17 protein-coding genes and 1 tRNA gene are annotated in these 20,298 nt (G+C 47.9%); 10 read left to right on the top strand and 8 right to left on the bottom strand.

Going from position 1 to position 20,298, the window contains the following annotated elements:
* The first annotated feature begins 33 nt into the window (after positions 1-33).
* The 8 genes from rbfA (at position 34) to C4F51_RS16450 (ending at position 8,635) form a co-directional block, all read left to right on the top strand.
* Positions 34-441: a 30S ribosome-binding factor RbfA gene (gene rbfA / locus C4F51_RS16485; protein WP_193911669.1), complete on the top strand. Its 408-nt coding sequence runs from the start codon at positions 34-36 to the stop codon at positions 439-441.
* Positions 441-1,400, top strand: coding sequence for a tRNA pseudouridine(55) synthase TruB (gene truB, locus C4F51_RS16480; protein WP_193911667.1), 960 nt, complete (start codon positions 441-443; stop codon positions 1,398-1,400). The genes rbfA and truB overlap by 1 nt, the downstream gene beginning before the upstream one ends.
* 148 nt (positions 1,401-1,548) lie before the next feature.
* Positions 1,549-1,818, top strand: coding sequence for a 30S ribosomal protein S15 (gene rpsO, locus C4F51_RS16475; protein ID WP_193911665.1), 270 nt, complete (start codon positions 1,549-1,551; stop codon positions 1,816-1,818).
* A 294-nt stretch (positions 1,819-2,112) separates the two neighbouring features.
* Positions 2,113-4,245, top strand: coding sequence for a polyribonucleotide nucleotidyltransferase (pnp, locus tag C4F51_RS16470; protein WP_193911663.1), 2,133 nt, complete (start codon positions 2,113-2,115; stop codon positions 4,243-4,245).
* Positions 4,246-4,363: 118 nt separating this feature from the next.
* A complete protein-coding gene (locus C4F51_RS16465) occupies positions 4,364-5,170 on the top strand; it encodes a CPBP family intramembrane glutamic endopeptidase (protein ID WP_193911661.1) in 807 nt (268 codons plus the stop codon).
* A gap of 31 nt (positions 5,171-5,201) precedes the next feature.
* Entirely contained in the window at positions 5,202-6,725 is a 1,524-nt protein-coding gene (locus C4F51_RS16460; RefSeq protein ID WP_193911659.1) for an alpha/beta hydrolase, read from the top strand.
* Positions 6,712-7,446 carry an ABC transporter ATP-binding protein gene (locus C4F51_RS16455; protein ID WP_193911656.1) on the top strand — a complete coding sequence of 245 codons (735 nt, stop codon included), beginning with the start codon at positions 6,712-6,714 and terminating at the stop codon, positions 7,444-7,446. The genes C4F51_RS16460 and C4F51_RS16455 overlap by 14 nt, the downstream gene beginning before the upstream one ends.
* 16 nt (positions 7,447-7,462) lie before the next feature.
* Positions 7,463-8,635, top strand: coding sequence for an ABC transporter permease (locus C4F51_RS16450; protein WP_193911654.1), 1,173 nt, complete (start codon positions 7,463-7,465; stop codon positions 8,633-8,635).
* A gap of 63 nt (positions 8,636-8,698) precedes the next feature.
* On the opposite strand, the gene C4F51_RS16445 is transcribed toward C4F51_RS16450, so the two are convergent.
* The 7 genes from C4F51_RS16445 to C4F51_RS16415 all read right to left on the bottom strand — a co-directional run bounded on the left by C4F51_RS16445 (position 8,699) and on the right by C4F51_RS16415 (position 17,940).
* Positions 8,699-10,513, bottom strand: a complete 1,815-nt coding sequence (locus tag C4F51_RS16445) for a glycoside hydrolase family 2 protein (RefSeq protein WP_202987711.1) — start codon at positions 10,511-10,513, stop codon at positions 8,699-8,701.
* Positions 10,514-10,945: 432 nt separating this feature from the next.
* A complete protein-coding gene (locus C4F51_RS16440) occupies positions 10,946-12,262 on the bottom strand; it encodes a CAP domain-containing protein (protein ID WP_193911652.1) in 1,317 nt (438 codons plus the stop codon).
* 913 nt (positions 12,263-13,175) lie between these two features.
* Entirely contained in the window at positions 13,176-15,482 is a 2,307-nt protein-coding gene (locus C4F51_RS16435; RefSeq protein ID WP_193911650.1) for a restriction endonuclease, read from the bottom strand.
* Between the two features lie 15 nt (positions 15,483-15,497).
* Positions 15,498-16,184, bottom strand: coding sequence for a phospholipase D family protein (locus C4F51_RS16430; protein WP_193911648.1), 687 nt, complete (start codon positions 16,182-16,184; stop codon positions 15,498-15,500).
* Between the two features lie 516 nt (positions 16,185-16,700).
* Positions 16,701-16,777: transfer RNA gene (locus C4F51_RS16425), tRNA-Met, on the bottom strand.
* A 96-nt stretch (positions 16,778-16,873) separates the two neighbouring features.
* Entirely contained in the window at positions 16,874-17,260 is a 387-nt protein-coding gene (locus C4F51_RS16420; protein ID WP_193911646.1) for a DUF6746 family protein, read from the bottom strand.
* Positions 17,261-17,424: 164 nt separating this feature from the next.
* Positions 17,425-17,940, bottom strand: a complete 516-nt coding sequence (locus C4F51_RS16415; protein WP_235992353.1) for a hypothetical protein — start codon at positions 17,938-17,940, stop codon at positions 17,425-17,427.
* Between the two features lie 114 nt (positions 17,941-18,054).
* On the opposite strand from C4F51_RS16415, the gene C4F51_RS16410 reads away from it, so the two are divergent.
* Positions 18,055-18,471, top strand: a complete 417-nt coding sequence (locus tag C4F51_RS16410; protein ID WP_193911644.1) for a nuclear transport factor 2 family protein — start codon at positions 18,055-18,057, stop codon at positions 18,469-18,471.
* Here the strand turns inward: C4F51_RS16410 and soxR are convergent.
* Entirely contained in the window at positions 18,468-18,953 is a 486-nt protein-coding gene (gene soxR / locus C4F51_RS16405) for a redox-sensitive transcriptional activator SoxR (protein ID WP_193911641.1), read from the bottom strand. The genes C4F51_RS16410 and soxR overlap by 4 nt on opposite strands.
* 231 nt (positions 18,954-19,184) lie before the next feature.
* On the opposite strand from soxR, the gene C4F51_RS16400 reads away from it, so the two are divergent.
* The gene (locus tag C4F51_RS16400; RefSeq protein ID WP_193911639.1) at positions 19,185-20,294 is read left to right on the top strand and encodes an efflux RND transporter periplasmic adaptor subunit; all 1,110 of its coding nucleotides are present in this window, start codon (positions 19,185-19,187) and stop codon (positions 20,292-20,294) included.
* Positions 20,295-20,298 lie beyond the last annotated feature (4 nt).

The raw sequence follows: 20,298 nt of genomic DNA, 5'->3' as shown, positions 1-20,298 counted from the left end.
AAAATGGCAAAAAATTAAAGAGGTTTGCAGAGTATGCCAAGAGAATTTACCCGCTCCGACCGCGTGTCGGATGCCATTCAGCGCTTGCTGGCACAACTGATTCCCCAGGAAATTCGCGATCCACGCATCGGCATGGTCAACATCAATGATGTGACAGTAACCCGCGATATGGCTTACGCCCGGGTGTACGTCACCTTTGTGGGTTCTGAAAGCGAAGCCGAAAGTCTGGAAGCCGCTGCCGTATTGAACAAGGCATCGGGTTTCCTGCGTTCGTTTCTGGCTAAAGAGTTGAGCATGCGCACCGTACCGCGTTTGCAATTTATCTACGACAAAACCGCGATTCGTGGCCAGGAAATATCCTTCCTGATTGACCGGGCGATTGCTGAAGACCAGCAGCACCCGCAGGATGCCACTGACGACAGTAACGAAGAGCGCAATTGATGGCACGAAAAAGAAGAGGTCGTCCGATTGATGGTGTGCTGTTATTGCACAAACCCACCGGCATGACATCCAACCGGGCATTGCAAATTGCCAAGCGACTGTTTTTTGCGGAAAAGGCCGGCCACACCGGCAGCCTTGACCCGCTGGCAACCGGTGTATTACCGCTGTGTTTTGGCGAAGCTACCAAGTTTTCGCAATTTTTGCTGGATGCCGACAAGCGTTACCGCAGTACTTTCCGTCTCGGTGTAAGAACCGACAGCAGCGATGCGGATGGCGCTGTTATCAGTGAAGTGGCTACCGATGGCATTACCCGCGCCATGGTAGAACGCGAGCTGGAAGCGTTTAAAGGCGACATCCTGCAAGTGCCTTCCATGTTTTCGGCGCTCAAGCACCAGGGACAGCCGCTGTATAAAATGGCCAGGCAAGGCGTGGAAATCGAGCGCAAGCCGCGCCCGGTTACCATTTACAGTCTGGAAATTCTTGATTTTCGTGACGGCCCCGCCGCAGAAGTGGATGTAGAAGTGCATTGCAGCAAAGGCACCTACATTCGCTCTATCGCCGAAGACCTCGGTTTTGCGCTGGGTTGCGGTGCACACGTGAAGCACTTGCACCGTTCGGCTTCCGGCGCTTTTGCAGAGCAGGAAACGGTTGATATTGCAGAACTGGAAGTGCTGGCCGAGCAGGAAGATTACGCCGCCATGGACGCGTTGTTACTGCCGGCCGATGCCCCGGTCGCCTCGCTGCCAGCAGTAATTTTGCCCACGCAAAGCGCCTGGTACTTCCGCCAGGGGAACCCGGTAATGGATCCGCAGGTCTATCGCGTAGGTGACCAAGGTGATATTGTACGGGTCTTTTGCGAGGCCGATGAGGACAGCGAACAACGCTTTCTCGGACTGGGCGAAATCACAGAAGACGGGCGTGTCGCGCCAAAACGCATAATCGCCAATCAGGGAACCTGAGGTTCATTGACTGGCAACTATTTACTGGACGAATTCGTTCTTTCGGTAAAAAACGGCAGGCTACCTTTCGGGGTTGTCGCCATAGCCAACCTGTAAATATGCACGGGGATGGCCGTAACTTTCAAGCATATTGGATGAGGAAAATATCATGGCACTGAGTGCTGCTGAAAAAGCTGCTGTAGTAAAAGAGTATCAACAAGCTGAAGGCGATACCGGCTCTCCGGAAGTTCAGGTTGCTTTGTTGACTATCAACATCAACAAACTGCAAGAACACTTTGCTGATCACAAGCACGATCACCACTCACGTCGTGGTCTGATTCGTATGGTTAACCAGCGTCGCAAGCTGCTGGACTACCTGAAAGGCAAAAGCGTTGAGCGTTACACTGCACTGATTCAAAAATTGGGTCTGCGTCGTTAATCGTTGCTTTCCCGGTGCCCGCTCTGCGGGCACTTTTATTTTTGATAATGTATTCATCCCGCGAATTATCAGGCTTTTGCAGTATTAAAGCCGGGCGTTTGAATTGGTGAAAAATATCACCACCGCAAGCTCATGATTTCTCACACGTGTATCAATGGTAACGGAGAGGCACGTTCAATAATCTCCCCGGGATTATTGTTAAAGACAAAACAAAAAAATTATTTTTATTTGGAAATTACAGTAAAAATTGTTGTTAACGGCGCGTAAAAATTAACGCAAATAAAGGATAGAAGAGTGAATCCGATTATTAAGAAATTTCAATATGGCGATCAGACAGTAACCCTGGAAACCGGACGTATTGCTCGTCAGGCTACCGGTGCTGTACTGGTTACAATGGGCGAAATCGCGGTGCTGTGTACCGTGGTTGGTGCTAAAGAAGCGACGCCAGGCCAGGGCTTTTTCCCGCTGTCTGTACACTACCAGGAAAAGGCCTATGCCGCTGGTAAAATTCCAGGTGGTTTCTTCAAGCGCGAAGGCCGTCCTTCCGAGAAAGAAACACTGACCTCACGTTTGATTGACCGTCCAATCCGTCCGCTGTTTCCGGAAGGTTTCCTGAACGAAGTTCAGGTAGTTTGTACCGTTATGTCTACTGACAAGGTGAACGATCCGGACATCGCTGCGATGATCGGTACCTCTGCAGCTTTGGCTATCTCCGGTATTCCGTTCAACGGCCCTATCGGTGCAGCGCGTGTAGCTTACACCGAAGACGCCGGTTACATCTTGAACCCGACCTTTAAAGCGCTGGAAACGTCAGAGCTGGACATGGTTGTTGCCGGTACCAAAGATGCGGTGCTGATGGTTGAATCCGAAGCTAAAGAACTGCCGGAAGATATCATGCTGGGTGCGGTATTGTTCGCTCACCAGGAAATGCAAATCGTTGTTCAAGCGTGTCAGGAACTGGCGCGTGACGCTGGCAAGCCAACCTGGAACTGGCAGGCTCCGGCAGAAAATACCGAACTGAAAAACCTGGTTCAAAGCCGTTTTGGCAATGGTATTGGCGAAGCCTACCGTATTACCGACAAAGCAGAGCGTTACGGTCGTTTGTCTGCGCTGCGTGCTGAAGTTATTGCCGAGCTGGTTACTGAAACCAGCGGTTACAGTGCCGATGCAGTAAAAGAAATTTTCAGCGGCCTGGAATCCTCCATCGTGCGTTCACGCATTGTTGCCGGTGAGCCGCGTATCGATGGTCGTGACACCAAAACTGTTCGCCCGATCGAAGTGGAAGTTGGCGTTCTGCCAAAAGCACACGGTTCTGCCCTGTTCACTCGTGGTGAAACCCAGGCGCTGGTTGTAGCAACACTGGGCAACGCCCGTGATGCACAAATCATCGACTCACTGGAAGGTGAGCGTAAAGACGGCTTTATGCTGCACTACAACTTCCCTCCTTACTCGGTAGGTGAGTGTGGTCGTATGGGCGCTACCGGTCGCCGCGAAATCGGTCACGGCCGTTTGGCGCGTCGTGGTATTGCCGCCATGTTGCCAGGCGATGACACCTTTCCGTACACCATGCGTGTCGTGAGCGAAATTACTGAATCCAACGGTTCCAGCTCCATGGCTTCCGTGTGTGGTGCCAGCCTGGCGTTGATGGATGCGGGCGTTCCGCTGAAAGCACCGGTAGCCGGTATTGCAATGGGTCTGGTAAAAGAAGCTAACGGCTTTGCTGTACTGACCGACATCCTGGGCGACGAAGATCACCTGGGTGATATGGACTTTAAAGTGGCCGGTACCGCCAGCGGTGTAACTGCACTGCAAATGGATATCAAGATCGAAGGCATCACCGAAGAGATTATGGAAATTGCACTGGAGCAAGCACTGCATGCCCGTCTGCACATTCTCTCTGAAATGAACAAATTGATTTCCAAAGCGCGCGCAACTATCAGCGATAACGCACCGCGTTTTGAAATCATCAAAGTTCATCCGGACAAGATCCGCGACATCATCGGTAAAGGCGGCGCTACCATCCGCGCTATCACTGAAGAAACCAATTCTTCTATCGATATCGATGACAGCGGTACGGTTAAAATTTACGCTGACAACTCTGAAAACCTGAAAGCCGCTATCCTGCGCGTTGAAGGCATTGTTGCTGAAGCGGAAATCGGTGCAATCTACGAAGGTACTGTAGTACGTATCGTAGACTTCGGTGCGTTTGTGAACTTCCTGCCAGGTAAAGATGGTCTGGTACATATTTCACAAATCGCTGAAGAGCGCGTCAACAGTGTTGGTGATTACCTGAAAGAAGGCCAAGTGGTACGCGTCAAGTGTCTCGACGTAGACCAGCGCGGCCGTATCAAGCTTTCTATCAAGGAAGCGGTTGCAGAAGAAAGCGGCAACGCTGCTGCTCCTGCTCAGGACGTTGCACCGGAATAAGTGTTTCGTTTTTGAAAAAACCCGCGCTGGTCGCGGGTTTTTTTATGCCTGTTGAAACGCAATGCGTTACAGGTATTTTTGATAGAATCAAAATACGTATTCCATAAGGAAAGCCAGCATGAGCCCCACCGATTTACCGCCACCCCGTGAACAGTCAACACCGTCATCACCACCAGAGGATGCACACCCGCCAGTGCCCACCGTGGGCGCTTCCATTATCTGGCTGTGTGCATTTTTGCTGTTGTCGGTGGTGGCTATTTTTCTTTATTTAATGGGGTTCGGCATTTACCTGGGTGTGCAAGCGGCTGCCGAGGGTTTGGCAGCACCGGAAGGCGCAGCAATGGAAGCAATGATCAGCGCCCATTTGTCATCCCCGCAAGGTATGGGCGCGTCTTATATTTTGCAGGCGTTAGTGATAATTCCCTTTGTATTAATGGCCTCCAACTTTAAACATCAACCCTGGCAACAAACCCTGGCGCTGCGTCCCTTTCACCGCAACTGGCTTTATTACTGGGGCATAGTGCTGGCGATTTACATGGTGGTTCAGCATGTATTGCAGTTTATTTTTACGGTGGAAGTCAGCGAGTTTTTACAGCAACTGGCCAGCAGCAAAAGCTTTCTTGCGTTTATTGCCATCGCCATATTCGCGCCGGTATTGGAAGAGCTGGTATTCCGGGGCTATTTATTTGCGGCCTGGCGTCAGACCCGGCTGGGGCTTTCCGGCACGCTGGTTTTAACCTCGTCCATTTTTACCGCGCTGCATATTGGCCAGTACGGGGTTTTGTTGCTGATAATTTTATTTATATTTTCGATTATTCTTGGCCTCGCCCGTGAAAGAACCGGATCACTATGGGTGCCGATTATTCTGCACGCTCTGAACAACGTGATCTCCGGCGTTACGATTATTTATTTTGGCTGGTTATAACGATAACGACACCGCACAAAGGACGCGCTCTATGCCTCATGGAAAAGTCAGACTGCTTGTCAGCCTGTGTTCAATGCTATTGATTGCCGGTTGCGAAAAGCAAAGTAGCACTACCGCAACCCTTCAAACGCCCCTTCATGAAGACAACTGCCGCGCAGCGGATGACGATTGGTATTTTCCTATTGTTAAAGGGCAGCAGTGTGGCGTGATTGCGGTGCGGGAAAACCCTGCCGACAACAATAGCCGGATGATTGATCTGCATGTATTGCGGCTGCCTGCTGTCACCTTGCGGGCGGCGGCAGACCCGTTAATGATTATCTCCGGCGGCCCCGGCCAATCGGCTATCAAACTGGCGAAAGATTTCCCCTGGCTGTTTGCGGATGTGCGCAAACAGCGCGATCTTATTTTTGTTGATCAGCGCGGCACCGGAAAATCATCACCGCTGGAATGTGAATTGGGGGAAACACCGGACAATCATCTTTCCAGCGAACAGCAACACCAACAATTTCTCGATCAGTTGCAGCAATGTGCCGAAAGCCATGCGGCGGTAGCGCCTTATTATGTAACGGCATTTGCTATTGACGATATGGAAGTGGTTCGCCAAACGCTGGGTTACGAAAAGCTGAATTTATGGGGCGTGTCCTACGGCACGCGAGTTGCGCTCAGTTATCTGCGCGCTTACCCGCAACAGGTGCGTTCCGTTATTCTCGACGGCGTGGCACCGGCCGGCATGGACTTGTCCAAATCCTGGCTAGTCGATAATCAGCGCGCACTTGCTCTCATCGCTGAACAATGCCACGGCCATGAAGCCTGTCAGCAACGCTACGGCGATATTCAAAACCACTATCAAGCACTGCTCGAGCGTTTGGCGGGTAGCGCAGTAACCGTAGACGTTAATCACCCGCGTACCGCTCATAGCACCAGTTTGCAGATTGATCCGGTGAAGCTGGAAGGGCTGGTGCGTATGTCCATGTACTCGCGTGATCTCGCCCGGTTGTTACCATTTTTCATTCACGAAGCGATTGAACAACGTTATCAACCGCTGGCTGGCGCGCTGCTGGTGATGAACGATCAGGACTTCACCGGCATCAGTTACGGTATGCACTACACGGTGCTGTGTAATGAAGATTACCAGGCGCCGGAGGCAGGGCAGGAGGTTAATTCCTCCATCCGTTTTATGGGGCAGGCGTGTGCGTTCTGGCCGAAAGCCGAATTGCCTGACAGCTATTATCAACCGGTTGTGAGTGATGTGCCGGTGTTGATTCTTTCCGGTGACCGCGACCCGGTAACACCGCCGCGCTGGGGTGAAAGTGTAAAAGAAAATTTATCGCAAAGTCGGCACATTGTCGTGCCCGGTGGTCATCATTTTGTCAGTGGCGAGGGCTGTGTTCGTCAATTAATGACGTTGTTTATTCAATCAGCTTCGGTGCAGGATATGGACACCACCTGCGTCAATAATATTGCGCCGTTTCAGCCTTACCTGAGCATAGCGCCGGCGGCAAACGAGCCGGTCATTATGCCTGCGGCAATGGAGGCCTCACATGATAAACATTGATAACGTCAGCAAAACGTTCGGCAAGGTTGCTGCACTGAATCAGGTGTCCTGTAGGTTTCGTGATGGTGAAATCACCGGTTTGCTGGGTTTGAATGGCGCGGGTAAAACCACGCTGATGCGCTGCATTTACGGCTTGCTACCGGTTGATGACGGGCGCATTACCCTGAACGATTACGATATTTCCAGCCAACCAACCGAAGCCAGAAAAGTCACCGGTGTGTTGCCGGATGACACAGGTTTGTACAAGCGCCTGACTGCCCGCGAAAATATTCTCTACTTTGCCCGTCTGCAAGGTTTGCCTGAAACAGAATGCCAACACCAGGCTGATCGTTTAATCAATGTATTGGGCATGCAGGAAATTGCCCACCGTCGGGCCGATGGCTTCTCGTTGGGCGAGCGTATGAAAACCGCGCTGGCGCGTGCGATTGTGCATCAGCCGCAACATATCCTGCTGGATGAACCGACCAACGGGTTGGACGTTATTACCACCCGGGCGGTGCGAAAACTGTTGCTGGATTTACGGGACGAAGGCCGCTGTGTGGTTTTTTCCAGCCACCTGATGCATGAAGTAGAAAAACTCTGTGACAACCTGGTGGTGATTGCCAACGGTCATCTGGTAGCGCAGGGCAGTGTGCAACAGATTCTGGAGAACACCGGTTTCAATAACCTGGAAGATGCTTTTATTTCGCTCTCTCAACGCGAGGGCCATGCGCATGTTTAATAAGCACAATCGAACCATGTTGTGGACTGTTTTCCGTAAAGAATGGACCGACGCCTGGCGCGACAAGCGGGCGATGAAACTGGCCTGGATGCCCGCCATTTATTTTGTCGGTATGTTTTTGCTCAGCTTCTTCTTTATTCTCAATCTGCAAAAAAATGACAAGGTGGCCGGTATCGCCACTTTTCCTGTGCCGGTTTATAACGCCGAAGCTTACCCGGCGCTCAAGCAATGGCTGGTGGAGCAGGGCGCAAACATTACCTCCGTTGAAAAAGAAACCATCAATCATCTTGCGGCCAGTGAGCATGACTATGTATTGATTGTTCCTGATGATGTTGACGAAGCAATAACACAGGCAAAACCCGCGCAGCTAATGCTGGTCTATGACGCCTCCAAACAGGACGTGCACCAAAAACTGAACCAGGTGCGCAACATGGTATACAGCTTTAATGCACGGGAATCCGCTGTGCATTTATTGGCGCGCGGGGTCAGTGTCGGGGTAGCAACGCCGGTGCAATTGACCGAACACAACATCGCCTCCGAACAACAAATGAGTATCTATATTCTTGGCTCTATTCCAATGATGCTGGTGCTCGCGGTTTTTATTGCCGGCATTGGTTTTTCTGCGGATATGACGGCGGGAGAGCGCGAGCGGCGATCACTGGAAGCTTTGCTCATTACGCCGGTTCGCTCCGGTGCATTGATTCCGGGTAAATGGCTAACCTCATTTCTGATTACCTTTATGATTACCAGCGTGATCATTATTTTGCTCGCCATAACCTTACGGGTTTTGCCATTCAGCGATCTCGGTGTGCGGGTTGATTCGCGTATTTCAGGGTGGCTGATTATCCTCTGCGCATTTATTCCCCTGATGGCGCTGGCGACCGCCATGCAAATTTTAATATCGCTATTTGCCCGCTCGTTCAAGGATGCACAAACCTACACCAGTCTGATGATTTTTCTCCCCATGGCAGCTACTTTTTACCTGCTTTTCAAACCGTCGGCATTTGCCGAGTGGTTTTACTGGGTGCCGGTCATCGGGCAACACGTTATTGTGCGCGATACCTTGCTCGGCAACTCCGTACCCTGGACGTCGCTGGTGCAGGTCTGGCTGGTGGACATGTTGCTGGCGTTGGTATGTCTGAAAATCGCCGCCGCCAAAATACGAAGCCGGTCGGTTATCTACGGCTGAATGGGGAAGATAAAAAAGTGAAGCTCACCAGGGGTGGGCTTCACTTTTTGAGGGAGTTGAAAATCAATGCTGCGTTGATTGCCGCTTTTTGTAGTACTCCGCCATCACATCAAATGACTGCTTGCGAACGCCGGTCTCCGATATCAAACCTTTGCGGTTCCAGCCATTCTGATAAACAGGGTGTTCCCGGCGTGGCGAGCGAAAATCTTTCAAAATCCACGGCGACATGCCAGACAGGTTGGCAATGTTATCTGCCATGCGCAATGTCTGGCGATAATACTCTGCCTGATACTCTTCTGAAAATTTAAAGGGTGCGCCTTCCGCGTGAACACCCGCCATGGCATCTGCACCAAACTCGGAAAGAATCACCGGTCTGTTGTCCGGTGTATGCCAGATAATTCCGGCCAGATCATCCAGCTTGTCGTCACCGTACCAGCCGTTGTAGGTATTAACCGCCAGAATATCCAGGCTATTTGTCAGCGGGTCATTAATACTGATCTCAATGCCCTTTTCGGTATCCTTGCGCTCAACCAGCAAAGCTGCACTGATCAATCGGGATGGGTCCATATTGCGAACACTGCGAGCGAGGTTTTGTAAAAATAGATTTCTGTCATCGGCTACCGGTGTTTCGTTGGCGATACTCCAGATAATAATAGAAGCACGATTCCGGTCGCGATAAATATTCTCGCCCATCATACGCTTGGCATTATTGAGCACCCGCTCGTTAAGAAAGTCGATTGACCAGTAAACAGGAATCTCACTCCATAGCAGAATACCCATCTCATCGGCAATGCGTGACGCCAGTTCGGAATGCGGATAGTGAGAGAGGCGAATATAATTGCCATTCAAGCCTTGCTTGACCTCGCTAAAAAGTTTTCGAATGGCAGCTTCGGTCATATTGCGCGACGGGTTTTCACCAATTTCTTCTTCGTGCATGGAAATACCTGCCAGAAAAACCGGTTTGTCATTCAGCAATATTTCATGACCGCGGGTTTTAATCGTCCTAAAGCCGATTTTTTCATCCAGGTTATCGGTGCGTGATTTGAATCTTACTTTGTAAAGATGCGGGTCTTCGGGTGACCAGCGTTTCAGGTTATCAGGCGCATCGGTTGCTATGCTCGCTTTGCCGTGCGCATCCGTGGTGACGGATATTTTCTTGTTGGTGCCGGCAATTTCTACCTCAATACGTTGATTGGATTTTTTATCGCCGTTAAGACGAACTTCGCCAATCATTTTGCCGTTTTGATCCAGCTGTAAATAGGCATCATCAATAAATGTAGAGGGCGTAAATACAATGCGAGGGGTGCGGGTAATGCCGCCGTACAAATCCCAGTCGGTAATCGAACCGGGAATACTTTCCGCATCATGGAAGCTGTCTACGGCGACAGTGATCTGATTCTTGCCTTTGCGGATAATGTCGGTAATTTCAAAAGCAAACGGAGTAAATCCGCCACTGTGTTCACCGGCCTTTTGACCGTTTACGAAAACGTGAGCTCTGTAATTGGCCGCTTCAAAATGGATAAATGCTCTGCGGTCTTTTTGCGGCTTGATATCAAATTCCTTTTGAAACCAGATAACGCCCACATAATATCGCAGCTCCGGCAACACCGAATTCCAGGCATTGGGAATTTCCATGGTGGGGCCGCGTTGCATATCAAATTCATAAAAGGAGTTGGGGTCTTTCTTTTCTTCTGCTTCCACATTGATATCGCGGTAGCGCTGCATCCGCGACTTGGCCACCCAGCCATTGATATCGGTCAAACCGGTCCGGTATAAATCTTTTGAATAAACCCACTCACCGGAAAGATCAATAGTATCCCGCGAAGCCACATGGGTGAGCACAAACTCCGGTCGCATCTCGTCAGGTTCATCAGCCACCGCTATTGCAGCGGTGCAGCATAAAAGGAGGTACAGGGTTAGATGTTTTATCAGCGTACACATGACGTATTCCTTTGGGTTGGTTTTATCTTTTTTGTTAACTTTGGCGTCAAATACGGCAAGCCAGCAACAGAAGTGCCTTTGGCTCTCAGGTAAAAATTGATCTATTTAGTGCAAAACGACCATATTCGATCATTTTAAGTCATTATAGGTCTTTAAAAAGGTTCTTGTATACAAGTCGTGCGAGTAAAAATGGCAGGCGGTGCGTCAGGGCGGCTATTGGCGCGGGCGGTGCGGCAATAGAAAGCGAATATCGCTTTAGCAGTTTGGGGGCGCTTAAGAGAAGGCGCTGATGTGTTTCCAAATAAAAAAGGCCCGGGATTTATAACCCCGAGCCTTCTTCATTGGTGTTGGAGGTGGTGAAGCGGGTGATTAGCGAATAACAATACCTTGTTGGGTTTTTACCACATCCAGCTTCACGTTTTGTTCGCCAATAATCACGGCATGTTGCACTGGCAAGCCGGGCGCATCACCATGAATGGTGATGGTGTAACTACCGCCAGCCAGAGGTATGCTGTAAGCGCCACTGGAGAAAACCTGATAAAACTGCCCATCAATTTCCAGCGTGATATCGCTCATCGCTTCGCCAACATCGTAAAAATCGTTGTTGTTAATATCCTCGTAAGCGACGCCGGTAAGAAAATATTCGCTACCACTTTTCGCATAAGACTCAGTCAACATGGATGAGTAATAGGTAGTGCCGCTGCTGAACGTATAATTTCCTACACGTTGGCCAACACCAATATTGCGGAAATCGCCATTAAGAATATTTTTGCGATGCCCAGCTGATTTGAATAAATTTTGATGATGTCTCACCGCCACGGCAGTCAAACCGGAATGATCCTCATTGGCCGGGCCAATCACTGAAATATTTTCTCCGGTGCGCCAGGGTGTTCTCAAAACATAACCGGCAATCTTGCTGCGCTCTGATGGCGTGCTTCCGCCAATGCCGGTGTGAGAGAAAATATTGTTGGCCAGCATCCACCGGGAATGTTCCCGTGCGGCGCTTTGCAGCATGGTGTTCAATGCCAATGGCTGTTTGCTGTCTTCGTTGATGCTTGCATCGTCAATGTCGTCGTTAAGGCCAATGCTATAAAACTCCGCCTCGGCTTTGGGGTTGGCGCGCGCACGGTTAATCAACTCTACCACCAAAACTTCCTGCGGCGTTGGCTCCAGTGCCGGGTCAAGGTCAGAGGGCACAGCCCGAATTTCCTGTCCCGGTAAACTCTCACCAAAAAGGTTTACAGAAGTCACTACCAGATACCATTGTTTGCCGTTGGCGAGGTCGGTAACTGTGTAAGGTGGCTGCACATTTTTGATGGCTCGCCCGTTAATAAATTTATCAATATTGTCAGGCGCAATATCGGCTTCGGAGGCCACATAAATATTGTAGCCAAGCGAGCCTGCGGGTTTTTCCCAATACAAGGTTGCCGCGTTGTTGCCACGAACGGCGTAAACGCCCTGGGGAATTTGCACATTAGTTTCTGCCGGTTTCGCCGGCGCAGACGAACTGCTTGATGACAGGCTGACAGAGCTTGCTGATGATGAATTAAGGGAACTGACCGATGAATGACTGGCTGAGCTGACCGGTGTAAGCGCAGGAGACGTACCTTTACTGCTTCCACCACCGCCACCACCACAGGCAACAAGCAATGCCGATAAAAAAATCGGTAAAAAAAGTTTGAGCATGAAAACCTTCGTTCAATAACACGATTCCGGCGCACAGCAAAGCCTGCACAGCCATCAAGGGTTGGGCGAAAACTATCGCACTTTTAGTGTTGTTCCAGACGCCTTAACCGGGCAATCCTTCCAGGGAGATGTCGCCAGGATTCCATTTAAAAATCTGGCTAATGTGGTGTGGGCAAAACAATGTTCGGCGCGCCTGCTCGTAGAGCAAAGGGGGCGGGCTTACAAAGGTCTTCAGAAAACAACGAACGAATAACCATGTTTTTCGGGGCGGATAATGCAGGGCAGCATAGGACTACGAAAATTCTCTACGGCGCTTCGCACCCTCAAGTGTGTCGTCTAAAGCATCAATAAATGTGGTTTTAGACGAAAGCGTGAGCATTCTGCCTGTATTTAGATCAAAAAAACACCCCGCTTAAAGAAATATTACACGCCATAACACGAATTCAGGAGACAAAAGGTTCTTGCAGATTGAATATTTTGTAGAAAATAGAAAGTGGCTTGATTGAAATTGACTGAAAATGAAAATCAAGTTGGCAGCTACTAACCTGCCGCCCCTTTCCACATATAGCGGGAGCGAATAGGCGACATTTTCGCTGCGATCCGTAACAAATTCGTCATATTTCATGATCGAAAAACAGACAAAAATAAGGAAATAAGCGACAAGTGTTTTTATTCAAAATTAATCTGGAAATATTCAGTTAATGTTTTTGTTTGAATAAGGAAAGGAAACAATGCATCTGCTTTTTGATGGGGTTGAGGGGGCATGCAGGTGGGAGAGTCTTAGGAGAAATTCTAAGTGGCTTTTGAGTCACAAAATAAAAAAGGCTTGCAAAAAAGTCATCTGCAAACCCTTTCTGAATATGGTGACTAGAGACGAACTTGAACCGCCGATACCAGCATTATGAGAGCTGGATTAATGACCCTGTTGCGACTTGTTTATCGCTTTTTGCTTAATGATTCGAATAGGTTTTTCGTACAGATCGGATAGCATCTGCTTCGCTCCTAGTTTGGAGAACATCTTCTTAATATTTCTGTGAAGCTTACTTAGTTCTCCCCCAGAAATTCTCGCCATTGAACACTCATGTTGAATTGCTAGCTGTATGCTCAATGGAATGTTAGCGCCAAATTTTTCTATCATGTTATCAAATATATCTTCGCCGCCTATTGTCAAGTAAACGGTATTTAGCAAGAATAAAGCTCCGCATCTTTCCTCTAGTGATATTGATGTGTCATCTTCTATTTCTATCATGGAAGCTTCAATTGCAGTTTTAAAAAAATCGTAGCCATAACTATCACACATTATGTGCCTATAAAAGCAAAGCAGTTGCATCTCCGAGAGCCTTGATAGCGTCTCGACGGTATCGCCTTTTCTTCCCTCGGTGAAGCTCTTTGCTGCCTCTAGAAATACAGATCGTATGCTATTTGTAATTTCAGAGTATTTCGTTTGGTTTGCCGCCATTAGAATGTTTCCGAAATTAATAAATTTCAGAAATTTTAGAGGGCTTGAGATTGGCTTTATCTCTGTAATTTCTCTGATTGTTTCGGGGCAGTCTCTTGCAAGTCCAATCCAAAAATATATTATTGTTGACCAATACAGGTCGAAAGAGTTTTCTGTTAAAGGCATTTTTTCTTTAGACATTGATTGGGCATAAAAGTATTCCATAAATGTTCTGTGACGAAAACTAAATGTAGATTTTTGATCGTTAATTGTTACAAGATCGCAACGCTCAATTAGTCTATTAAATAATGTCTCAGAGGAAACTCCTAGATTTCTTTCTTCTACATATTCTTTAAAAAAACCTTTTGCTTCATCAATGCTTATGCATGTGAGTTGATTTTCTACAAAGAATTTCGCTATTATTTTAATTATAGTGTTTGTCGGTTGGTATTCTTTGGGATTCGCTGATCGATCTTTGTGATTTAAATCCCATCGCCCTAAAGACAACTCTGTATATTTTGAATAAAGTTCAGTTAGGTTTGATGGGATGTCTTGTTGGTTCTCTTGAATTAACTTGGTAAGTAAAATGGCTGCTATTGGTGTTCTGGGGAGCATTCTGAATATATTGGAGTTATTTAGGTCACTTGCAACTCTTGAAGCTAGATTTACTCCTTTGCAGGCATTCTGTATAAGGGTTAAAATGCTCTTTATAGATAGAGGCGCCATTTCATAAGTTCGCAGGCAAGAATTCCATTTTTCAGAGTCAATTTTTTCGTCTATTTTTCTTCCTGCTAAAATTACTTTTATGTTGTTTAGTGCATTTGCTTCTTTCGTGATTTCATTAATTCTTTCTAATCTTTGTTGAGATGTAAGATTGGCTTCGTCTAGGCCATCTATCATTATCAGATATTTGCATTCTATTTCTGATAGGTTGTTTTTTTCTTTTGTTTCTGAAAGAAGGTTTTTTAAAGAGCCTTCATTATTTTCTTCAAGTTCTTTAAATGTGGTTAGAATAGGTAATGTATTTTCTTTGATATATTTGTTGTTGTCACAAAAGCTTAGTGCTGTTTTTCTTAATAAATTAGACTTTCCTGACCCCATCGATCCTTCGATCATGCATGTGCCTTGTTTCTCTATTATGTCGTGTATGCCGGTTCTTGATTTTCTGGCTATAACAACGTTGCTACTTTTTTTGTAGGCTGAATTTTCTTTTTTTATCAAAGTTTGTTGTATCTCGTAACCCTCCATGTTTGCTAAATTAAAACTTGAGTTTGCCTCTATTATTTTTATTTTTTCTTTTAGTGATGCTAGATACTCGGAAACATGAAGAGGTAAATTTTCCCAGTAGTTGGGTGTATACTTTTCTATCAAGTCTGCAAGTTTGCTTCCATCTATAAATTTCAGTTTCGCAGTGGCGTATTTTTTCGCGAAAGTGACTTTAGCGTTGGCGCTGATGCCTTCTGCTGTTATGACCCATATTTCATTTAAATTTATAGTTTTATTGCCTCTTATTACTCTATCAACGTTGAGGCATTCATCTATCTGTCTGCTTACGTCATGCGAACTTTGGCTGATTTTATTTTTTTTTACTATAACGCCTATGTAATCTATATCATCTAGAAGTTCATCTTTTTTTGATAATATGAAATCCGCGCCAAATTCTAGAGTGCCATGTGTGTACTCTACATTTTTCACGCCTTCCATTTTTTTGAAAATTTTTTCTAAAAGTGGATGAAGATCTTTTACTTCGGATTTTATTTTTTCTGAAATATTATTTTTCAATTTCTAATTCCTTTTCTAATCTAAGTGACAATCTTCAGGCCAAATAAAATAAGATCCAAACCTACTTTTTTTGATGTGGCTGGCTCCTAGGGCTTTGCCTGAATCAGTTAGCTCAACTTTATCTCCGTATCTTTTTAAATGGCCTTTTTGAACGAGTGCTTCTAATAGCTCGTCCGTACTTTTTCCGAGCTTTTTTGCTAACTTCGATGTGGTTAATTTGCCTTTCGTATTTTCTTCTGGCTCGTTTTTTTGATCGACCCTTTCCAGACTTACTCTTACTTCTTCGCTAATTCTTATTATTCTTTGTGCCTCTTCGTAGGCTTCCATGAAAATTTCATTGTCTTCGGTGCGGGTCATTAATACGCCCATTTCGTTATTATTTATCTGGCTGAATTCGTAGAGGTTTAGACTTGTGACTATGCAAAGTTCTTCATTTAAATAGCACTTTGCATGAAGATTTTTGCAGAAGCTTGTGCGGATGTAACTGAGGTTGTTTAACCAATTGATTTCTTCGGGCAGCAGCTCGCTTTTTCCATAAACAATACGAACATCTATTTTTAAACGGTTTTTGTCTTCCAGAAGTTCTTTAATGCGGTCACTTAATTTTAAGAATGGACTGATCAGTATTAAGCGATCTCTTGCATTTTTTATTAGTTCTTCAAGGAAATAATTTGTTGCGCTGGTATTTAAAAACTTTGCCATGTAATGAGTCCTTACAATCCTAGATCTATCTATTTCTCCAGCTGCCATCTGTTAGCTGCCTTGGCCGCTAACTATCAGCCCTTTCCTTGTGTTCCTAATTCACTCTGAGCGATTTTTGTCATAGGACTTATTTGGCCTTCGCTCGGGAATTCCTTACCGGTAAAAAGCCATGCTTCGTATTCTGGGAATACCGTTGCTATCTGAACCAAGTTGTCTGCTTTGATTTCTGTTGCAACCTAGTGTGTATCGCAGTCGAGTGTATTTCATTCTGATTTTATGCGCCAGTCACCTCTTTATGGGCGTTGGTTATGTGGTTGGGCTGCGGCGGATAATAAGGCATTCTGATCTGAAAATTACAATGGGCTATGCACACCTTGCACCGGATTACATGGCGCAGGTCAGGGAGTTGGTACCGATATAGGAAGGAGGGATTTGGAGTAAAGCAGGTGTGTGACTTTTGTGTGACTAAAATAAAAAAAGGTTTGCAAGCGCTAACCTGCAAACCCTTTCTGAATATGGTAGCTAGAGGCGGACTTGAACCGCCGACCCCAGCATTATGAGTGCTGTGCTCTAACCAGCTGAGCTATCTAGCCATAGTCGAGGGCGCGTATTTTGTCGCGGTACGGGGTTATTGTCAACCCTGTTTTGCGACTTTTTATGCCCTCTTCGGTATTACCCGGCGCAGTGAATTACTTGCTGTCGCCCAGTTTGTTCAATTCTTTTACAACCGCAATGTATTTGTCGCCATTGGTTTTTACGCCGTCACGGTTGAATTTTTCAGAAGCCAAGTGAACTTCTTCCAGGGTTTCGGCCAGCGTGCCCAGTTCGCTGTGGATTTTTTCCAGCGCTTTTTCCAAGGTGTAGGTGGCCTGGTGTACGGCGGCGATGTCGTTGTTGTTTACTTCACCGGCCAGCAGAGCTTCGAGTTGCTTGTTGGTTTCATTGAAGTTGGCTACCGCTTCTGCAAGGGTATTGGATTCCTTGCCTTTGAAGTGGCCTACGCGCTCTTCTGCAAGGGCAACAGATGCCAGGCTGAAACTCATGATCAGGGCAGCAGCGATTTTCAATACTTTCATCTTTTCTTCCTCTGGGGCTTGGGTTCTGGTGAATAATTGCTCATTAATGCTAATGGGAATTATTTGCGAATAATCGCATTACCTGCCGCGTAAATCAATGCTCTTGTGCCTTGCCAGCGATGATTGCTGACAAGGTGGGGCATCGCGCAGCAGGCCGGGGGCGATTACTCCATCCATACCGGGTAATAGGAATATTCACAGTAGGGCGAGTTCAGGTCGCAAATTTGCAGAATCATATAGAGCTGATCCGGGATGGTACGGAAGAGATAATCAATTGAGGTGCGGCCACCCGAGGTGGAACAACTCATGGTCAGGTCAGCGCCGTAGTCGCACATCAGGCTGCCTGCCTGGTCGCACCACAAGCCGGGGCCGCAAATTTCCGAGTGAACCAGTTGGCTGCCAATGATATCCGGCACGTCGTTAATGCGTACACTGGCGCGATAATCTTCGCGGCTGCGCACCTCCCAGTAGACTTCGAACAAGCCATGATAAAGGTAAGGGTTGAGTGCCAGCGGCGCGGAGGAGAAGGCGGTGTCCACGTCATAGCTGTCGAGCATATCGAAGGCTCGTAATTCCGGCGTGTAATTTATCGGCGGCGCGTCGTGGTGGTCGCTTCCGCCGCCACAGGCGGTAACCATGACGCAGCAGATGGTGATAAAACCGACAGCAAATGTTTTCATGAGCGCTCTCCATCAATGACTGGCAGGCTCAGTCTGTGGCATCATCCATGAACCGAAGCTGAATGTTGCGCGCGGTACATCAACCAAAAGAACTGTAATTGGAGAGATAAGATAATGAAAAAAGGTTACTGGTTTGCTGCTTTATGTTTGTCGGCCAACATCGTTTGGGCGTCGCCGGCGGCGGTAGGAAAGCAGGTAGAGCGCTTGACAGAAGCCATGGTGCAGGCCGATGCCGCAACCCTGAAAAGCGTTACCCACAGCCAGCTCGATTACGGCCATTCCAGTGGGCGGGTGGAAACGCAGCAGGAGTTTATTGAAGGTTTGACCAGCGGCGCATCCGACTTTGTAAAAATCGATTTGCAGGAACAAAAAATCACGGTTTCTGATGATGTGGCCGTTGTTCGTCATAACCTGATTGCTGAAACCAACGATAGCGGCAAGCCGGGCAATGTAAAAATCGGCGTGTTGCTGGTTTGGCAGCAGGTAGACGGTGAATGGAAACTGCTGGCCAGACAGGCTTACAAAATTTAATTCTGCCGCGATTTACGGCCCTCGGTACGTTCCAGTATTTGAGGGCCACTGCCATTCTTCCCCAAAATATCATCCGGGTTTCTCAGTGGACAATCTTTCAGTGAGAGGCACCCGCAGCCAATACAACTGTCCAGTTCATCTCTGAGCCGGGTCAGCTTTTCAATGCGATCGTTCAAGTCCTTACGCCATTGCGATGACAGTGTTTTCCACTGGGCGGCGGTTAATTTGTTCTTGTTCGGAAAGCGCTTTAATGTTTTGCCAATTTCTTCCAGCGGAATGCCGGTTCTCTGCGCAACCTTGATAATAGATATGTAGCGTAACACCACCGGCGGAAAGCGTCGTTGGTTGCCGGCGTTACGTGTGCTCTCTATCAGCCCTTTGGCTTCGTAAAAGTGGATGGTTGACACCGCCACTCCGCTTCGCTTGGACACTTCTCCCACGGTCAGCTCCCGCAGGGCGGGCGCTATTTTTTCTTTCGTCATGGCTATTGACCTCAAGTAATGTTGAGGTTTTATAGTGCATCCCCTTCGGTTTGGCAAGAGAGCCCGAGTTTTTTGCCTGGTCGATTTCCCTTCTGTTAGTCAATTTCTGTGTGGAGAGTGGATGCCTATGTTGCGCTTGGTTGACGAGGTTACGGCCAGCAATGGTTTGTGGTGGGTGGCGAGAATATTGCTGGTTACTTTTTTTATGTCATCCAGCAGAAGCGATGTTTTATGAAAAACAGTATTTCAGTAAAGCGTCTTTTGCCAATCGGCATTGTTGTTCTGGCGGTTATGGTTGCGGTTTTGTGGAATCAAAAAACCACAGCCGATGATGCCGGGTTTGCCTGGCCTGCCGTCAAGGTGGCCACGGCTGTGGTCGAGCCGCGTGAGTTGACCCGCTATTTTTCCGGTGTGGGGGAATTGGAGGCGGTGCGTCAGGTAAATATTTCTGCGGAGGCTTCCGGCCAGGTGAGTGCTATTGAGTTTTCATCCGGCGCTGCCGTAGAGGCGGGGCAGTTACTGGTGCGGTTGAATGATGCGGTCGAGCAGGCGGATTTACTACGCTTGCAGGCGCATGCCAGTAATGCCGAGTCTTTGTACCAACGCACAGCGTCATTGCATAAAACCCGGGTTGCAACCCGCGAGCAGCTGGAGCAAACCGCTGCGGAGCGCGATATGGCGGTGGCGGCAGTTGCGCAAGCACGCGCGCTGCTTGACCGTAAAAGTATTCGTGCACCTTTCAAAGGTGTTACAGGCATTCGTCAGATGCATGAAGGGCAATATATCAACCCCGGCGAGGCGATTGTCAGCCTGGTCGATGACAGTTCATTGAACGTTAATTTTTCACTCGATGAACAGAGCATCGCCACATTGGCGGCGGGGATGAACGTGGAATTGCGGATAGACGTTTGGCCGGAAGATATTTTTCCAGCGGTTATTACCGCGATTGATCCTTTAATTAATCGCTCGCGCATGGTGCAGGTTCAAGCTCGTGTTGATAACCCGCAAGGCAGGTTGCGCGCCGGTATGTTCGCGCACATTAATGTAATTCGTGAAGCCGGAAACTCGCCCTTGATGATTCCGGAAACGGCAATAACCTTTACTGCGTACGGTGAAACTGTTTTTGTGGTGACAGAAAACAATGGTGCTTCGCAGGTAAAACGCGTTGCGGTTGCAACCGGTGAACGTGCCGAAGGGTTTGTAGAAATTAGTAGCGGACTGCAAGCGGGGGACCGGGTAGTTACATCCGGACAGCTGCGCTTGAGTGATGGCATGGTGGTTGATCCTTCCATTGTCGACAGCCTGGCGGCGGCACTGTCAGCTGCCACCGGCACACCATAAAGGA

Source organism: Cellvibrio polysaccharolyticus (assembly GCF_015182315.1).
Taxonomy (GTDB): domain Bacteria; phylum Pseudomonadota; class Gammaproteobacteria; order Pseudomonadales; family Cellvibrionaceae; genus Cellvibrio; species Cellvibrio polysaccharolyticus.
The sequence above is the reverse complement of the archived record's forward strand: the minus strand, read 5'-3'. Positions and strand labels throughout refer to the sequence as shown.